The organism is Streptomyces sp. NPDC093510, assembly GCF_040683555.1.
In the GTDB taxonomy this organism is placed as follows: Bacteria; Actinomycetota; Actinomycetes; order Streptomycetales; family Streptomycetaceae; genus Streptomyces.
Genome location: NZ_JBFBEE010000034.1, coordinates 24946 through 40053 on the forward strand (window position 1 = coordinate 24946; position 15108 = coordinate 40053).

The 15108-nt window shown below is 68.1% G+C and carries 11 protein-coding genes and 2 pseudogenes; 7 read left to right on the forward strand and 6 right to left on the reverse strand.

Going from position 1 to position 15108, the window contains the following annotated elements; genetic code table 11:
- Positions 1–17: 17 nt before the first annotated feature.
- A complete protein-coding gene (locus tag AB0N81_RS37035) occupies positions 18–4685 on the reverse strand; it encodes an AAA family ATPase (protein ID WP_365366414.1) in 4668 nt (1555 codons plus the stop codon).
- Positions 4686–4866: 181 nt separating this feature from the next.
- Positions 4867–5739, reverse strand: a complete 873-nt coding sequence (locus AB0N81_RS37040) for a hypothetical protein (protein ID WP_365366416.1) — start codon at positions 5737–5739, stop codon at positions 4867–4869.
- Between the two features lie 243 nt (positions 5740–5982).
- Between AB0N81_RS37040 and AB0N81_RS37045 the strand changes: the two are divergent.
- Positions 5983–6447 (forward strand): annotated as a pseudogene (locus AB0N81_RS37045) (transposase); the annotation flags it as partial.
- A gap of 11 nt (positions 6448–6458) precedes the next feature.
- Here AB0N81_RS37045 and AB0N81_RS37050 read toward each other — a convergent pair.
- The 3 genes and pseudogenes from AB0N81_RS37050 to AB0N81_RS37060 all read right to left on the reverse strand — a co-directional run.
- A complete protein-coding gene (locus AB0N81_RS37050; RefSeq protein ID WP_365366501.1) occupies positions 6459–7016 on the reverse strand; it encodes a transposase in 558 nt (185 codons plus the stop codon).
- A gap of 53 nt (positions 7017–7069) precedes the next feature.
- Positions 7070–7552, reverse strand: coding sequence for a winged helix-turn-helix domain-containing protein (locus AB0N81_RS37055; protein WP_365366418.1), 483 nt, complete (start codon positions 7550–7552; stop codon positions 7070–7072).
- A 378-nt stretch (positions 7553–7930) separates the two neighbouring features.
- Positions 7931–8131: pseudogene (locus tag AB0N81_RS37060) on the reverse strand (NUDIX hydrolase); the annotation flags it as partial.
- On the opposite strand from AB0N81_RS37060, the gene AB0N81_RS37065 reads away from it, so the two are divergent.
- Entirely contained in the window at positions 8118–8321 is a 204-nt protein-coding gene (locus tag AB0N81_RS37065; protein ID WP_365366509.1) for a hypothetical protein, read from the forward strand. The pseudogene AB0N81_RS37060 and the gene AB0N81_RS37065 overlap by 14 nt on opposite strands.
- A gap of 534 nt (positions 8322–8855) precedes the next feature.
- Here the strand turns inward: AB0N81_RS37065 and AB0N81_RS37070 are convergent.
- Positions 8856–9134, reverse strand: coding sequence for a hypothetical protein (locus AB0N81_RS37070; RefSeq protein ID WP_365366420.1), 279 nt, complete (start codon positions 9132–9134; stop codon positions 8856–8858).
- Positions 9135–9185: 51 nt separating this feature from the next.
- On the opposite strand from AB0N81_RS37070, the gene AB0N81_RS37075 reads away from it, so the two are divergent.
- The 5 genes from AB0N81_RS37075 (at position 9186) to AB0N81_RS37095 (ending at position 15054) form a co-directional block, all read left to right on the forward strand.
- Positions 9186–9689 carry an NUDIX domain-containing protein gene (locus AB0N81_RS37075; RefSeq protein WP_365366422.1) on the forward strand — a complete coding sequence of 168 codons (504 nt, stop codon included), beginning with the start codon at positions 9186–9188 and terminating at the stop codon, positions 9687–9689.
- A 398-nt stretch (positions 9690–10087) separates the two neighbouring features.
- Complete coding sequence (locus AB0N81_RS37080) at positions 10088–10513, forward strand: hypothetical protein (RefSeq protein ID WP_365366424.1); 426 nt, start codon at positions 10088–10090, stop codon at positions 10511–10513.
- 71 nt (positions 10514–10584) lie between these two features.
- Positions 10585–12669 (forward strand): tetratricopeptide repeat protein, encoded by a 2085-nt coding sequence (locus AB0N81_RS37085; protein ID WP_365366426.1) that lies wholly within the window; start codon positions 10585–10587, stop codon positions 12667–12669.
- 180 nt (positions 12670–12849) lie between these two features.
- Positions 12850–14400, forward strand: a complete 1551-nt coding sequence (locus AB0N81_RS37090) for an ISL3 family transposase (RefSeq protein ID WP_365366503.1) — start codon at positions 12850–12852, stop codon at positions 14398–14400.
- 219 nt (positions 14401–14619) lie between these two features.
- Entirely contained in the window at positions 14620–15054 is a 435-nt protein-coding gene (locus AB0N81_RS37095) for a TetR/AcrR family transcriptional regulator (RefSeq protein WP_365366428.1), read from the forward strand.
- The last annotated feature ends 54 nt before the right edge of the window (positions 15055–15108 follow it).

Genomic DNA, 15108 nt, shown 5'->3' on the forward strand with positions numbered 1-15108 from the left:
CCTTGGGTGTGGAGGAACTACACCCTTCCGACATCGCCTGCGCTGCGGCTTCGTGGCAGCTCGAAGTACGCGACTTCCGCTCCGTAGGCAACGATGAAGCCTGCCCCGGCGGCGGCTACTCGCCATACGCCGTAGGGCAGATGGCAGCGGTGCACCTCCTTGCCCTTGTCCGGGTCCCAGACGATTACGGTGCCGCTGTAGTCGGCGGTGACAGCGAGCGGGGCGCCGTCCGGACCGGCCACTGCGGCGACCGTTAGGATTCTGTCGGTGTGGCCGGTGAGGGTGTGCCGGTGGACTCCGGCCTTCACATCCCAGACCAGCACGGATCCGTGGTAGTCGCCGGTGATGGCGAGTGGGGCGCCGTCCGGACCGGCCACCAAGGTGACCGCATGTAGCGGACCGGCGTGGCCGGTGAGCGTGTGCCGACGGAGGCCGGTTGTCAGGTCCCAGACCAGCGCGAAGCGGTCGGTGCCGCCGGTGACCGCGAGGGGGACGCCGTCGGCGTCGGCCATCGCGGCAACCGTTAGCACTCTGCGGGTGTGGCCGGTGAGGGTGTATCGGCGGACTCCGGCCGCCACATCCCAGACCAGCACGTCGTGGTCATTGCCGCTGGTGATGGCAAGCAGGGCGCCGTTCTGACCGGCCACCGGGGCAACCGCGTGTAGCGAACCGGTGTGGCCGGTGAGGGTGTGCCGGCGGGCTCCGGCCGCCAGATCCCAGACGATTACCGTGCCGTTGTAGTCGGCGGTGATGGCGAGGGGGACCCCGTCCGGGTCGGTCACCGCGGCAACCGCACTCACTCTGTTGGTGTGGCCGGTGAGGGTGTGCCGGCGGACTCCGGCCGCCAGATCCCAGACCATCACGGAGCCGCGGTTGCCGCCGGTGATGGCGAGAGGGACCCCGTCCGGGTCGGTCACCGCGGCAACCGCACGCACGCTGTCAGTGGGGCCGGTGAGGGTGTGCCGACGGACGCCGGCCGCCACATCCCAGACCATCACGGAGCGGTCCATGCCGCCGGTGACCGCGAGAGGGACACCTTTCGGGTCGGCCACCACAGCAACCGCTAGCACTCTGTTGGCGTGGCCAGTAAGGGTGTGCCGGTGGGCTTCGGTTTTCAGGTCCCAGACGGTCACGGTGCCGTCGTTGCCGCCGGTGACCGCGAGGGGGATGTGGTACGGGTCGGTTATCACAGCAACCGCATGGACTTCGCCGGGGCAGGTGAGGGTGTGTCGACGGGTTCCGGCAGCCACATCCCAGATGATCAAATTGCCGTCATGGTCGCTGGTGATGGCGAGCGGAGTGCTGTCCGGCCCGGCCGCCGCGGCAATCGCGTGCAATGTACCGGTGCGCTCGGTGGAGGTATGCCAGCGGATTCGGGCCGACCCCAACTCCCACACCTCTACAGGGTCGTCGTCGGCGGTGACCGTGAGGGGGGCGCTGTCGGGACCAGTCACCGTGGCAACCTCGTGCACTTCGCCGGTGTGGCCGGTGAGGGTGTGCCGACGGACCCCAGCCGCCGCATCCCAGACAATCGCCTCGTTGTACCCAGCGGTGATAGCGAGTGGGGTGCCGTCCGGATCGGTTACCACGGCAAGCGCAGATACGTTGCCGGTGTGGTTGGTGAGGGTGTGTCGGCGGACTCCGGTTGCCAGGTCCCAGACGATCACGGTGCCGTCAAAGCTGCTGGTGATGGCGAGCGGCGTGTGGTCCGGACCGGCCACCGTGGCAACCCTCAGTAGTGTGTCGTTGCGTCCGCTGGTGGCCGATACATAACAACTGTCGCTCAAGCCGAGCGGGGCGCCGTGCAGATCAGCCACTCCTAGTCCTCTGTCGCCGGGGCCGGTGAGGGTGTGCCGACGGACTCCGGCCGATACGTCCCAAACGACTACAGCGTCGCCGCCGCCGGTGACCGCGAGAGGGATGCCATCCGGGCCAGTCACCGTGGCGACCGATAGGAGCGAACTGGTGTGGCGGGTGAGGGTGTGTCGGCGGACTCCGGCTGCCAGATCCCAGACCAGCACGGTGCCGTCTTCACCGCCGGTGACCGCGAGGGGGACGCCGGTCGGGCCGGCTATCACGGCGATCGCACGCACTCTGCCGATATGGCCGGTAAGGGTGCTCCGGCGGACTCCGGCTGCCAGATCCCAGACCAGCACGGTGCCGTCATCGTCACCGGTGACCGCGAGAGGGACACCTTTCTGGTCGGCTATCACGGCGATCGCATGCACTTCTCCGGTGTGGCCGGTGAGGGTGTGCCGACGGGCGTGGTGGGTTCGGCGGGTCGCCCACACCGGGGTCGGGGGAATGGGCTGTCCGGCGAGTGGTGTGTGGGTGATGGTGCGGGCGAGGCTGGTTTGCTGCCAGGCCGCGGCATCAAGAGCGAGTAGGTCGCGGCGTACCTGGGCTCGGTGGCGGCGCGGGTCGTAGGTGACGGTGGTGCGATAGATGTCGGCGCGGAGCAGGCCCTCGTCCGTGCGGGCGCGCAGGAGGTGGGGGGCCAGGGTGTCGGGGTCGGCGTGGAGTAGGTAGCGCGGGTCGGTGAGGAGCTGGTCGAGAGCCCCGTCACCAGACGCGACAGCGTGGTCGGCCGCGTGGCGTTGCAGGTAGGGGTGGGCGCGGGCCCAGTCAGGGGCACCGTTCTCGGTGGTGGGAATGGTGCCAAGAAGCGCACGGTGGACAGCGCTGGAATCGGTGCGAGAGGCGGTGTGGTCGGTGAGGGCCTGGTGGAAGTAGCGGTAGAGGGTGCGGTGGTCGGTGTCGGGAGTGGTGCGGAGGTAGAAGGCGGCTTTGGTGAGGGCGCGGCGGGTGGAAGTGAGCGAGGGTGCGGTCTGGTGAGAGCCATGGCGATGGAAGTCGAGGGCTGCCGTGTGGATGAGGTCGAGGGGCATGCCCTGGCCTCGGGCCTGGCCGAGGACGTCCAGGACGGTCCGGAGCCACGGGTCGTTCGCTGTGAGGGACTCGATATGGAGGTCGAAGACCTCGGTGATGGTGCGGGGTGGGCTGGTGGGCGCTTGTTCGGGTGTGGTGAGGAGATGGTGGGCGTAGAGGGATGCGACGAGGAAAGCGCCGTGGTCGGTGTACCGGGCGATTCGGTCGGCGATGTGGCGGACCGTGTCGCGCGGGTAGCGGCGGCGGGGCAGGAGCTTGCGCAGGTAGGCGTCGAGGTCGTCGCTGAGAACCTGGCGATCGTGGTCGGTGGCGGGGTCGAGGTCGATTTCTGCGCCGGGGTGCTGGTTGAGGTGATGGCGCAAGGCGGGCAGGGTGTCCCACCATTTTCGGGTGCCGATCATGACGTGGCAGCCGGAGCCGTCTGTGCTGGCGTCTGTGGCGACCAGGGGCAAGAGAAGCTTTTCGAGCACGGCGGCCGGGTCACCGGCCTCGTCCAGGGCGTCCAGGACCATCAGCACGTCGCCGGATGTCCGTAGCTCCCGCAGGAGCTCTGCTGCGTCTGCCTGTTCTGAGGCATCTGGGCTGACTGGTTTTGCTGATGACGCGCTAGTCGTGGCTCGGTGCGGGCCGGTGGTGTGCTGCTGGTCGTTCAGTTGGCGGCGCAGGGAGTCGGTGATCTGCTGGAGGGTGAGCTGGCGGGCATGGACAGCCAGGACAGTCTGGGGCTGTCGGGGGGTGAAGTGTTCAACCGTTCGTGCGATGCGGTCGCCGAGCGATTCGAGGTCGGGGTGGAGCAGGCAGACGGTGATGCCGAGCAGTGCCGATTTGCCGCTGCCCTCGCTACCGGTGACCACCAGGAGCCGGTCCCGGCCGGGGCCGGTGGTGTTGGACCATGCCTGGATGCGGTCCAGTGGGGAGCGGCGGCCGCAGAAGAGGATGTCGCTTGCCGTGGGGGTGCCGGCGGCACGGGTGGCGAAGTGGAGCGGGTCCAGGCCGGGTGCACAGCCAAGGGCAAACTCGCGCAGCCTTGGGTCCACGCCGGACAGCAAACTGGCCTGCGGGTCGGTGGTGTAGGCGGGGTTGGGGAAGAACGGCTGGGGCCCAGGGTCGGCCGTGACGTGCGGAGTGCGCATCAGAGCCTGGCGGGGGCGTCCGGAGGCGAGGTCACTACGGGCGAGCTGGCGGTCGACGGCGGCGGCGAGGTCCTGCACGGACAGGTATTCCAGGGTTGGGGTGATGTCGAGGTCGCCGTCGGCGAGTTGGTGCAGGATCTCGGCGGTGGCGGTCGTGAAGCGGGCGCCGTAGGTGATGGCGCTGCTGGCGCAGGCCCCGATGATCCACACGTTCCTAGGTGTGTCCTGCTGGCGGTGGGCGGCGAGGTCGGTGAGTTGCTGCCAGAGGATGGCCTGACCGGCCTCGCACACATCCAGCAGGAACAACACCGGCCGGTCGTCGTTCTCGGCCTCATCTAGGAGCTGCGCGAAGCTGACGCAGGTGTCGACCAGCCGGCGCCCGCGGGCCTCGCCGCCGGCCGTGGCCAGGTATAGGTTGCCGGTACGGCTGGCCTGGACGCCGTGACCGGCGAAGTGCACGACGAGAGGCTCCCCATCGCCGGCCTGCTCGCACAAGTCCTCCCACCGTCGCAGGAACTCCCCCTTGTCGCCCTCCAGCAGCGGGTCTCCGCCCGTTAGGGCGCCGGTTCGTTCCAGGGCGGAAGTAAGCTCCCGGACTGCTTCCCTGACGGCCGGGAGCGGCCCGAACGCGGTGATGCCATCGGCCTGGGCGTCTTCACTCACATATGGATCGGGGAAGTCTCCCACGCCCGCCACTAGTGCCCGTACCATCGGATTTCCCTCTCGCCCGCCTGCCTGCGGCGGCCTCCATCCGCGCACGTACGGCCATCCACGCAGCCGCGCCGGCCGGGCAAGGCCCCGGCAATGCCTCCGCGTGGCCTACGGCTCCGCAGCTGAAGGCTTATCAGGAAATGTACGGAGCAATGGCGGCCGCGAGAAGCCCGTTCGCCAGATAGCTGCTGAATCCGTGGAAGCCCAGGCCGTTGTCGCAGGTCTCGTCCTGGTCGACCGGGAACATCTCGCTCAGCCTGGGCGGCACCGCCACCACATCACCGACATCGGCGATGTTCACCCACCGCTCCACTCCCGCGGGCCGTGCCCCGCGCCCCGCGCGAAGCCCCGGGTCCAGTCGGCGTGCCAGCGAGGGGATCCGCAGCGGCGAGCCCACTGTCACCAGCAGCTGCACTTCCAGCTCCGGGCGGGCGTGCAGGGTCTCGTAGGTGATGTACGACCCCAGCGAGTGCGCGATCACCACCGCAGGCCCTTCCCGCCTGATCACTGCGGCCACGCGGTCCCGCACCAGACGCCGCCGCTCCGGCCAGGAGGTGTAGGCTTCCACCTCCCGCAGATTCGTGACGATGACGCGTTCAAGGCGACGGATCAGCTGTTCTCGCACTGCCGCGCCCAAGCGGTTCCTGCTACGTTCGTCGATCAGCCAGCCGAGCATCTGCCGCAGCGGTGCCAGCCCCACGTTCTGCGGATCCTCTGGTATCGGTACGCCCGCGGTGACCAGCCACTCCGCTGCCTGCACCCGGTGCCGTCCGCTGAGGGATTCGAAGTCCCCTTCGTTGCGGGCCGACTGCGCCTGCGCCGGAAACTCCTGCCGCAGCAGATCCGCGTAGTAGGCCATGACCAGCTCCGGCACCTGGACCTGCAGCTTCCCAAGGCTCTCGGCCAGTCCCGGGAGGCAGTTCGCCGCCTGGCGCAGTCCCGCTGTCTCGGGTGTCACCCCCCGGACGTGGTTGAAGATCCCGTGCACTAATACGATCGGCGCCATCACCTACCCCCCTCCCCCGGATCATGGCTCACACACATCCAGCCCGTGTCGCCGCCACACCATGATCAACGCCGCGCGGCATGCCGCCAGCTCTCCCATTGCACCATGGAGTTGCGTCCATGGAGATGGTGTAGGGGTTCGACCTGATCCAGGGGTTTGCTCCGGCGTCGGGATGGTGCCCGCATAGATGAACGGCTACCGGCTGATCTTCGAGGTGTCGAAGCCTCGAAGGCGATCAACACGATGACCGCACCTGACAGTCTGCCCCTGCACGCCGTCACGGAGGACGACCTCGCCGCTGCGAGTCCCGATCTGCTGCGCGCGATGGGTAAGACGTTCGCCGACGCACTCATGTGCGCGGAGGCCGACGTCCTCTGCAACGCCGAGTACGGGCAGGTCAGCGACGAACGCGTCAACCACTGCAACGGCTATCGCCCGCGCGAGTGGGACACGAGGGCAGGCACGATTGAGCTGGCGATCCCCAAGCTGCGCCAGGGCAGTTACTTCCCGCGCTGGCTCCTGGAACGGCACCGTCGGGCCGAACAGGCCCTCATCAGCGTGGTCGCCACCGCCTACCTGCTCGGCGTCAGCACACGCCGAGTCGAGAAGCTCGCCGCCTCCCTCGGCGTCACGCAGCTGTCGAAGTCCCAGGTCAGTGCAATGGTCAAGCACCTGGACGAACAGGTCGCTGCGTTCCGCAACCGGCCCTATGGCGGCGCCTACTGATCCTTTCGGGGTGTTGTCGGATGGTGGGTCAGTTGGAGTCCGGTGCCGGCGAGGCAGCCGTCGATCAGGTCGGGGCGGTGTTGGACGTGTCGCAGGCCGCGGCGGAGGGTTTGTTCTAGGTGGGTGTCGTCGGTGAAGGCGATGTTCGCCAGCGGGCTGCGCCGCAGGAGTGACCAGACGCCTTCCACCGGGTTGAGGTCCGGTGCGTAGGAGGGCAACTGCACGATGGTGAGCCAGTCATGCTCGTCTGCGTACTGGCGCATTCCGGTGGTTCGGTGGGTGTTGAGGTTGTCCCAGATGAGGACGATGGGGGCCTTGAGCTGGATGTGGGCGCGCACGATCAGGTCGCGGTAGTCGGTCCAGGCAAAACTGTTACGGCCCGTGCCGCGGTGTTTGTGGTGTCGGCGGGGCCGGTAGATCAGCCGGGAGGGCTCGCCCGGCCGGTAGCAGCACAGGGCGGCGATCGAGTAGCGGCGCCAGGACCGGCCGCGCACCCGCACCACCGGCGTCTGCCCGCGCCGACCCCAGGTGCGGGCCCGCGACGCAGTCATGCCAAAGCCCGCCTCGTCCTCGAAGACGATGAAGGCTCCCAGCGCCGCCGCAGTCATTCCGCCTGCGGCCACACATTCCTCTTCCACAGCTCCACTGCGTGCTCGTCGCGTTCTACGGCCCGGCGGGCGGGCGACTGCCAGGACCAGCCGTGCCGGTGCAGCAGTCGCCATACCGCCGCCGGCGAGACGTCCAGAGCGAACTTCCAGAGGATCAGTGACCGGATGCGGGCCAGGGTCCAGCGCTGGTCTTCCCAGCCGTGCACTGCCGGCCCCCGGGCCAGGTCCTGTTCCAGTTCGGCGAACCGCTCATCGGTCAGTTTGGGTAGTTTCGGCGGCCCCGCGGAGGCCAGAGCGGCCGTGCCGCCCTGGCGCCAGGCCCGCCGCCAGCGCTCCACCGACCGCTCACTCACCCGCAGTTCCTTCGCGATCGCCGCGTTCCTCTCACCCCGCGCGAACCGTTTGCCGGCCTCGAACCGGACCTGTTCCCTGAAGCTCCGTCCCTCGGCGGTCAGCCCGCCGCCCTGTGCGTACCGCATACCACCGGCCTACCGCGGGGCTCACCAGCCGTCACTCCTCCCGACAACATCCCGAACAGATCAGTAACCCACCGAAACGCTAGGAACATCGGCCCGTCCACGGGCACCTACGCGGTAGGCGGCACCTGTAGGGGCGGAGACGATCCGGCGATCGCGGCAAGAGCAATGAGCAGCGGCATGAGCTGTACGAGCCGGTCAGCGGGATGGTCCGGCCAGGAGGAGCGCGGCCACGCTCCCGGCCTCGGTGATCCGGCCGACTCGCACAGCTTCGACGGCGTCGCCCAGCTTCCACCGCTGCACCGTCATGCCGATCTCGGTCTCGTCGCGATGTGTACGACCCGGCCGAAGGCCCGTGGCCAGGAAGAGATGGGTTCGTGCACCCGTGGTCGCAGGAAGCGGATCGATGACGCCGAGCAGACGTGTCTCGTCCGCAACCAGGCCGGTCTCCTCTTCCAGTTCCCGGACGGCTGCTGCCTGTGGCTCCTGCCCCCCCCGATGCCGCCCCCGGGGAGGTGCAGGACACGACGTTCTTGGAGATAGAAGTCGCGTCCTCGACCAGCACGACATGGCCGTCGTCATTCAGGGCGATCACACGCACGCCGTCCTCAACAACGACGTGCTCGTACTCTCCGGCTACGCCGTCCGGCCTTCTCTTGGGGGTGCCTCTCTCGCCGTGGGCAGGAGCTCCACGTTCGCGCAGTTCGGCAGCGGTGAGCCAGAGGCTACCGAGCACAACAGGTGTGGTGCAAGGATGCGCGCGGCAGGCTGATCGCGGTGTCGACAGCCCGCATTGTTCGCAAGGAGGTTGTCGTTTTGGAGGACCGGATTACCGTCGTCTACGCGGGTGAGACTCCGCCTGAGCAATGGAGAGCGAGTCTTTTTCTCGCCGGGCCAACGCCGCGTTCGGATGACGTCGCCAGTTGGCGGTCGGAGGCGTTGGCCGAAGTCGAAGACCAGTGGGGTGAACGTGATGGCCTCGTCGTCTTCGTTCCCGAGCCCCGCGACGGCGGCCGATGGCCCGACTACGACGGCGAGCGGCGCTGGGAACTGTATTGGGGCGATCGGGTAGACGCAGTGGTCTTCTGGATCCCCCGCGGGCCGGGCTTGCCGGGGCTGACGACGAACGATGAATGGGGGCGTTGGAAGGACTCCGGGCGGACGGTACTAGGGACTCCGACGGGCGGACACGCTTCTATCAGCGACCATCCGGTGCCGCCAGGACCGGCGGCAGCACCCCCCGGATCATCAACGACAGGGGCAAGGAGCCATACCGGCCCCGGAGGCCACGAGCCCAGTTCGGGCTCTACTCGGAAGGTAATGGGCAGATCGAGTCCGATACCAGCGTGACTACGCCCGTGAGGTCCACGTCCCTCTCGCCAACACGCTTGCCGAGACGGTCAGCCATGCGCTCGGGACGCTCGAATCTGGTGCCCGCCGCGTCGGCGGGCAACGGCATGTCCCGCTGCAGATCTGGCGCACCGAGGCGTTCCAGTCCTGGCTGACCGCGCTCGAAGGCGCAGGTAACGAACTGCGTGAGGCGCGGCAGGAATGGGTCCACCGAGTCGGTCCGCGCCGCGAGCACGTGTTTTTCTCCGTGTTGCGGGCGGTTGTCTTCGTTGCCTCAGAGGACCGTTTGAAGAGCAACGAGGTGGTTCTGAGCCGGCCGGACATCGCCAGCGTGGTCGCCTACCGCCGCAACGGGCCACTGGACGATACGGAGATCGTCCTGGTGCGTGAGTTCCGTACGCCGGGGTCGGTTGACGACGGGTTTGTGCGCGAGCTGCCGAGCGGGTCGAGCTTTGCCGGCATGACAGACCCCCGGAGTGTCGCGGTCAACGAGTTGAGGGAGGAGACCGGGCTCGCGGTCGATCCAGAGCGTCTGCGACAGCATCATGCTCGGCAGGTTGCCGCCACGGTCTCCACGCACCGGGCGCATCTTTTCTCCCTTGAGCTCACCGATCCGGAGGCCGAGAGGCTGAGGTCTGACGCCGCCGCTCATGGCAAGGCGGCGGATTCTGAGCACACCTATGTGGAGGTCGTCCGCCTCACCGACATGATGGCGTGCAGCAGGGTCGACTGGAGCACGCTCGGCGCCGTTCTTGAGGCGTTACTGGGGGTTCCGCACGCCATAACATGATCGGCAGCCTTCAACGGGGCGCGCCGATCCGCCGGCGCAGGTCATGCAGCGCCTTTTCCGACGGGGCAGAGACCACTGGCCGTTCAGACCGCGAGTCCCTTGCTGGGCCCGCTGGACCAGCCGCTGGAAGACCGTACTGAACGCCTTCGATATCACCTTCGACGGCCGCCTCTCCGCAGTGACAGCGGCCACCGAAGATTCCCCACGTACGGCCAGTTGTGGTTGTGACCGTGGGTGAGTATCTGCTGCTCGTGTGGTTGGCGGTCTCAGTGGGCCTTTGCTTGCTATTCAGCGGCCGTGCGGGGCTGTTCCGTGTTCGATGCTCTTCGGCTTATGGCCGTGGCATGAGGGCGTGGGGCACGCTGACGGCAGCCTGGTGCGACGATGATGGGGGTGTGATGGATCCGGTGACGATGGCGGCGGGTTCGGCGCTTGTGGCGGCGATGGCCACGGACGCCTGGAAGCAGGCCCGGGACGGTGTGGTCGCCTTGTGGCGGCGGGTCCACCCGGAGCGAGCCGAGCAGGTCGGCGGCGAACTGGAGACACTGCGGACGCAGGTGCTGCAAGCCCGCCGGGCACAGGACCCGGATACCGAGCAGGCTCTGGAGGGCATGTGGCGCCTGCATCTGCAGACGCTACTGCAGCGGGACCCGCAGGTAGCCGGTGAGCTCCGCAGGCTGCTGGACAACCAGCTCGCCCCGACCCTGAACCCGGGCGAGCGGGAGCGGGTGTACTCCGTCATCCAGAACACCGCCGTGTATGGCGGCACGAGTTATGTCGCCGGGCGAGACATCCGCCCGGAGCCGCCGGCCCCAAAAGCCTGACCCCGTCGGACCAGCCGTCGACCTCGCGCGTCGAGCAGCACGGCACGGTCCCCGGTTCGGGGGAACTCAACATGCCAGCCCGCGACATGTACCGGACGACGGTGCACGAGGCGCCGGCGGGGGCCCGGCCGGTGGTCAGGCACGGTCTGCCCCAGGACATTGCGGGCTTCACCGGGCGCGAGCGCGAGCTGGAGTATCTGCTGGCAACGGCGGCCCGGGGTCGGGTGGTGAACGTGTATACCGTCGACGGGATGCCGGGGGTGGGCAAGACCGCCCTGGTCACCCGCGCCGCTCACTTGCTGGCCGAGCGGTTCCCTGACGGGCAGTTCTTCTACGACCTGCACGCCCACACCCCCGACCTGCCCTCCGCGAAACCCGTCGATGTGCTGGCGGTGCTGCTGACCGATCTGGGCATCGACCCGCAGAACCTGCCCCCGACCCTGGAAGGCCGCTCCCACCTGTGGCGCGACCGGCTCACGGGCAAGAGCGCGCTGCTGGTGCTGGATGATGCCGCCAGCCACGCCCAGATCGAGCCGCTCCTGCCGAGCACTCCCGGGTGTCTGACCCTGGTCACCAGCCGCCGCCTGATCGCCCTGGACGGCGCCGACCCGTTGGCCCTCGCCCCGCTCACCCCCGGCGAGGCAGCCGAATTGTTTACGACCCGCGGCCACCGCATCCCCACGGACAGCAGCGAGCAGAACGCGGTTACCGAAGCGGTACGGCTGTGCGGGTATCTGCCGCTGGCAATCGTCCTGCTAGCCGGCCGTTTGCGCCACAAGGACAAGAACACGTGGTCCATCGCTCGGTTCGCCGCCGAGTTCGCCGGCGCCCAGGACCGCCTGGACGAACTCGACGACGGCGGAAACCGGGCCGTATACAGCGCCTTCCTTCTCTCTTACCAGGCCCTGCCCGCCGACCTCCAGCGCCTGTTCCGCCGCATCGGCCTACATCCCGGCCCTGACCTCGACGCCTACGCCGCGGCCGCCCTCGACGACGCCCCACTCACCGCCACCCGGCGCCGCTTGGAGGCCCTCTACATTGACCACCTCCTCGACGAGATCGCCCCTGGGCGCTACCAGCCCCATGACCTACTGCGCGCCTACGCCCGCACTCTCACCACGGACCATGACCCGCCGGACGAGCGCGCCCAGGCCACCGAGTGGCTCCTGGACTACTACCAGTCCACCGCCCAGAGAGCAGACCGGTATCTCGCCCGCGCTCCCCGTCCCGCCCCGATCACCCCCCCACCCGCAGCTGCCCCAGACGTGCCCGACCGGGCCAGCGCCCTGGACTGGATGCGCACCGAACGCGCCAACCTCCTCGCCTGCCTCGACACCCTCACCACGAACCAGGCACCCCGCGTGATCCACTTGACGGCTGCCATGACCGCCTTCCTACTCCAGGAAGGCCCCTGGCCCCAAGCGGCCGCACTCCACCAACGCGCCGCCACCACCGCCCGCCACGCAGCCAACTCTTCCGGCGAAGCCAACGCCCTTAACGATCTGGGCCGCGTGCGGCTGCTGACCGGTGAGTTCGCGGAGGCAGCCCGACTCCAGGAGCAGGCTCTGGCCCTGTACGAGAGCCTCGGTGACCGGCTCGGGCAGGCTGGCGCCCTCTGGGAGCTGGGCCGCGTGCGGCTGCTAAGCGGTGAGTTAGCGGAGGCGGCCCGACTCTTAGAACAGGCCCTGGCCCTGTACGAGAGCCTCGGTGACCGGCTCGGGCAGGCTGGCGCCCTCAACGATCTGGGCCGCGCGCGCCAGGTGAGAGGTGAGTTCGCGGAGGCAACCCGACTCTTGGAACAGGCCCTGACCCTGTTCCAGGAGGTTGGCGATCCGCAAGGGGAGGCCGAGTCGCTGAACAACATGGGCGCGCTTCTGGCTGAGTCCACCGGGCCACAAGCGGCCCTTACCGTGTACCGGAAGGCACTGGAGCTGGCACGTCAAATTCACAGCCCGCTGGACGAGGCACGGGCGCTCGAAGGGGCCGCCCGATGCCTCGCCCGTACCGGTGACCGCAAGACCGCTCTGGCAGAACTACGCGAAGCCGTCGCTATTTACGAGCGCATCGGCGCGGCCGATGCTCAGCCGACCGCCGAATATCTGACCATGCTTGACTCCGAAGAGGCTCGTGGCGCATCAAGTGTTGAGGACGACTGATTCATGAGTGAGCACCCCGGAGCCGCCGGATAGATCACACCCTGTGACTTTCGCGGCCAGATAAGTCTCTGCCAACTGGCCGCCGACGGGGACTTTCAGGGCTCTCGCAAGATTTTCGTGACGAGGTGACAGCCCGTCACGGTGGTGTCATCGTCCGTACTGTGTGCGGACGTGCTGGGGATGGTGTTCCCGCACCTTGAGAAGGTGCTGGTGGAGCAAGTGGTTGTGGAGAGCGGGGTGTTGCGCATCACGGCGCGTACCCGCGATGAGATCGTATTGCCTTGTCCGGAGTGCGGGACGGCTTCGCGTCGGGTGCACAGCCGGTACCAGCGGCGCTTGGCGGACGCTGCCGTCGGTGGCAGACCGGTGATGATTGAGTTGAGCGTGCGGCGGTTGTTCTGCGACGCCGATGGGTGCCTGCGGCGCACGTTCGTCGAGCAGGTGGAGGGGCTGACCATCCGCTACGGCCGGTACACCCCGCTGCTGCTGGAGATACTGCGGGCCGTGGGCCTGGCGCTGGCCGGAAGTGCCGGGGCTCGTCTGCTGACAGTGCTGAACGTGGTGATCAGCCGGGTGACGCTGCTGTCCGTCGTGCTCGCGCTGCCGGAGCCGGTGGTGGAGTGTCCTCGGATCCTGGGCGTCGACGAGTTCGCCCTCAAGCGGTCCCGCCGCTACGGCACGGTGCTGGTCGATGTCGAGACCCACCGGGTCATCGATGTCCTTGCTGACTATTCGGGCGACGCGTTCGCGGCCTGGCTCACGGCTCACCCGGGGGCCGAGGTGATCTGCCGGGACCGGGCCAACTCCTTCAGCGACGGGGCCCGACGGGGTGCCCCGCACGCTCAACAATGTGCTGATCGCTTCCACTTGTGGCAGAACCTGGGCACCGCGGTCGAGCGGGCTGCCGGCCGCCTCCGTTCCAGTTGGCTGCCGCCGGAGCGTGAGCCTTCCGCCACCGCTGAGGTCCTCCCCGGCAAGGACGAGGGCCCACTCACCCGCCGCAACCGGGAACGTCATGCCGTCGTGCATGCCCTGATGGAACGAGGGGTGGGCCTGACCGGGATCATGCGAGAGCTGGGGCTGGACCCCAAGACCGTCCGCAGGTTCATGCGCGCGGCCACCGTCGAGGAGATCCTCACCCACGGACCGTCGGGCCGCACCGGGGTACTCGACGCACACGCCGACTACCTCGCCCGGCGCTGGGACGAGGGCTGCAGTGGCGCCCACATCCTGCACGCTGAACTCGCTGCCCAGGGCGTCCACGTCAGCAAGCGCACCGTCCGCCGCTTCGTCCACCGGATGCGCGAACACGGCGCGCCCACGCCTCGGTCGCTGGCGCCGAAGGCGCGAGAGGTCAGCTCGCTGATCCTCACCCACCCCGACGCGCTGCCCGAACCGGACCAGGCCCTGCTCAAGGAGTTCAGCGCCCGCTGCCCCGACCTCGCCACGATCCGCACGCTGGTCGAGGAGTTCGCCGCGATGCTCGTGAACCGCCAGGGCGATCAGATACTCGACGGCTGGCTCAACTCCGCCAAGACCAGCGGAATCCCGGAACTGCACGGCTTCGCCGACAGCCTGGCCCGCGACATCGACGCGGTCCGCACCGGTCTGACCATGCCTTGGAGTTCCGGCGTTGTTGAAGGTCACGTCAACCGGATCAAGATGCTGAAGCGACAGATGTTCGGCCGAGCCGGACACCGCCTGCTCCGCCACCGCGTTCTGCTCGCGTGACCACTTCACTCACGGTCACCTCGTCACGAAAATCTTGCGAGAGCCACTTTCAGCTGGCCACGGACACCGCAGCCCGCCAGTAACCCCAACAACCCCAGTTGCACCGATCGTTGATGGCAATCTGTGAAAACGGTTCTGGCCGCAGTTCCGTGAAAGCCCAGGTTATATGCGGCATGCAGGAACGTATCCCTGTGGGACATCCTGTACATGGGGGTTGAATTGCTCGCTGATGTTCTGTTCGCCGGGTTCGATGTGCGGTTGACGCGCGTCACCAAGGCCGCCGAGGGGCTGGTCGTCGACGCTATTGAGGAGGCCCGTCCCGACGCCGCTCCCGCGCTCGTCGCGTTGTACCGGGTGACCGCGAACGTCCTGCGGGTAAAGAACACCTGGCGTTTCACGCTCAGCCACACCACCGTCCACACCGAAGCCTCGGCCGCCCTCTGGGCCGAGATCGACGCCCATACCCGTGAACTCCTGAAGCGGGCACAGCGCGAGGGACTGCTCGCCCCGGACGCGGATCTCGACTGGACGCGGCAGGTGTATTACGCCCTCCTCGGCGAAGCCCTCAACAGGCCCGGCGCCGACGAGGATCCGGACATGCTGGCCACTCTCGTCATCGACCCACTCCTGCATGGCGCAGGACCACGCAGCTGAGCATCACTCGCGGCCAGGCGTGAGGTGCCCCACCGGTTTTGGCCTGGACTTATG

What these genes read in the sequence shown, in the direction of transcription:
- AB0N81_RS37040 (WP_365366416.1), bottom strand. Translation starts at nt 5,739, where the DNA reads ATGGCGCCGATCGTATTAGTGCACGGGATCTTCAACCACGTCCGGGGG.
- AB0N81_RS37050 (WP_365366501.1), bottom strand. Translation starts at nt 7,016, where the DNA reads ATGACTGCGTCGCGGGCCCGCACCTGGGGTCGGCGCGGGCAGACGCCG.
- AB0N81_RS37055 (WP_365366418.1), bottom strand. Translation starts at nt 7,552, where the DNA reads ATGCGGTACGCACAGGGCGGCGGGCTGACCGCCGAGGGACGGAGCTTC.
- AB0N81_RS37065 (WP_365366509.1), top strand. Translation starts at nt 8,118, where the DNA reads ATGGCCGTCGTCATTCAGGGCGATCACACGCACGCCGTCCTCAACAAC.
- AB0N81_RS37080 (WP_365366424.1), top strand. Translation starts at nt 10,088, where the DNA reads ATGGATCCGGTGACGATGGCGGCGGGTTCGGCGCTTGTGGCGGCGATG.
- AB0N81_RS37085 (WP_365366426.1), top strand. Translation starts at nt 10,585, where the DNA reads ATGCCAGCCCGCGACATGTACCGGACGACGGTGCACGAGGCGCCGGCG.
- AB0N81_RS37090 (WP_365366503.1), top strand. Translation starts at nt 12,850, where the DNA reads ATGGTGTTCCCGCACCTTGAGAAGGTGCTGGTGGAGCAAGTGGTTGTG.